At 62.9% G+C, this 1,610-nt stretch carries 2 protein-coding genes; both read right to left on the reverse strand.

The window, feature by feature from the left end:
• Nucleotides 1-851: choline-sulfatase (betC, locus tag EOA24_RS37305; RefSeq protein WP_245501953.1), on the reverse strand; the 851-nt coding region annotated here is incomplete at its 3' end.
• Nucleotides 852-880: 29 nt separating this feature from the next.
• On the reverse strand, nt 881-1,471 hold the full coding sequence (gene betI / locus EOA24_RS37310) for a transcriptional regulator BetI (protein ID WP_126078404.1): 591 nt from the start codon (nt 1,469-1,471) through the stop codon (nt 881-883).
• Nucleotides 1,472-1,610 lie beyond the last annotated feature (139 nt).

The following is a 1,610-nucleotide window of genomic DNA, read 5'->3' on the forward strand; positions in this document are numbered from 1 at the left end:
GAGCAGAACAGAATGATCGTGTCGTCCAGCATGCGCGTGCGCTCCAGCACCGACAGCAGCTCGCCGATCTTGTCGTCGAGATAGGAGATGTTGGCGAAATAGCCGCGCCGCGAGCGGCGGATCTGCTCGGGCGTGATGTCGAAACTGTCGTAGTCGGATGCCTTGTAGAGCCGCTTTGAATGCGGATCCTGGCTGTCGTAGGGGATGAAGCCCACCTCCGGCTCCAGTGCCGGGCAGTCTTCGTAAAGGTCCCAGTATTTGCGCCGCGCGACATAGGGATCGTGCGGATGGGTGAAGGAGACGGTCAGGCACCAGGGGCGCCGGTCCGCGTCATCCGACACGCGCGCGAACTCATAGAGCTTTTGCGTCGCATGGAAGGCGACCTCGTCGTCATACTCCATCTGGTTGGTGATCTCGGCGACGCCGGCGCCGGTCACCGAACCCAGATTGTGGTACCACCAGTCGATACGCTCGCCGGGCTTGCGGTAGTCCGGCGTCCAGCCGAAATCGGCCGGGTAGATGTCGGTGGTCAGCCGCTCTTCGAAACCGTGCAGTTGGTCGGGGCCGACGAAATGCATCTTGCCGGAAAGCACCGTGTGATAGCCGGCGCTGCGCAGATGATGCGCGTAGGTCGGGATCGAGGAGGCGAATTCCGCGGCGTTGTCATAGACTTGGGTGCGCGACGGCAGCTGGCCGCTCATGAAGGAGGCGCGGCCCGGTGCGCAGAGCGGCGAGGCGGTATAGTTGTTGGCGAAGCGCGCCGAGCGCTGGGCAAACGCCTTCAGATTGGGCGCGTGCAGGAACTCGGCCGGGCCGTCCGGGAAGAACGTGCCGTTGAGCTGATCGACCATGACGATCAGGAAATTGGGTCGCCGGGTGGTCAAGGCAGGCTCCGTCCGTTGAGCTTGGTTTCGAGATAGTCTTCCACAAGCGCGATCGCGGTCTGCGCGTCGGGCACGCCGTCCTTCAGCGCGCGGCGGATGTAGAGCCCGTCGATCAGCGCCGCGGTCGCTTCCGCCACGCGGTCGGCCTCTGTCCGCGGCAGGATCCCGGTCAGCCCGCTCATTAGGTTCGAATGCAGCCGCCGCGCATAGATGCGCAGCAGCCGCCGCAGCTCGGTCGATTTCTGCGCCTCGACATAAAAGGCAAGCCAGGCGGCGATGATCTCGGCCTGGAACTGGTCATCGGAGAAGCTGACCGCGACCACGGACGAGACGCGCTCACGCGCTGTGCCGGCGGTGTGAAGCGCGTGCCTGGTGTCGATGTTGAGCTCCGTCAGGATGTGCCGCATCGTCGCGAAAAGCAGCTCGTCCTTGGCGCCGAAATAGTGATGCGCCAGCGCCGACGACACACCGGCGCGTCCGGCGATCTCCGACATCGTCACGTCGAGCGATCCGCGCTCGCCGATCGCCGAGATCGTCGCGTCGATCAGCGCCTTGCGGCGCACGGGTTCCATTCCGATTTTCGGCATTTTGGGGGTCCGGTTCGGGTCGAGATTATTTTTTATTGACGCGTCAATCAATAAAAAATCGACACCGGGATCAACCGATCGTGTCGTTCTGGCCCATGCAGGGGGCTGGAAAACGGTTCATTGTTGAACAATATTGAAT

Origin of the sequence: Mesorhizobium sp. M2A.F.Ca.ET.039.01.1.1 (assembly GCF_003998035.1) — a bacterium.
In the GTDB taxonomy this organism is placed as follows: Bacteria; Pseudomonadota; Alphaproteobacteria; order Rhizobiales; family Rhizobiaceae; genus Mesorhizobium.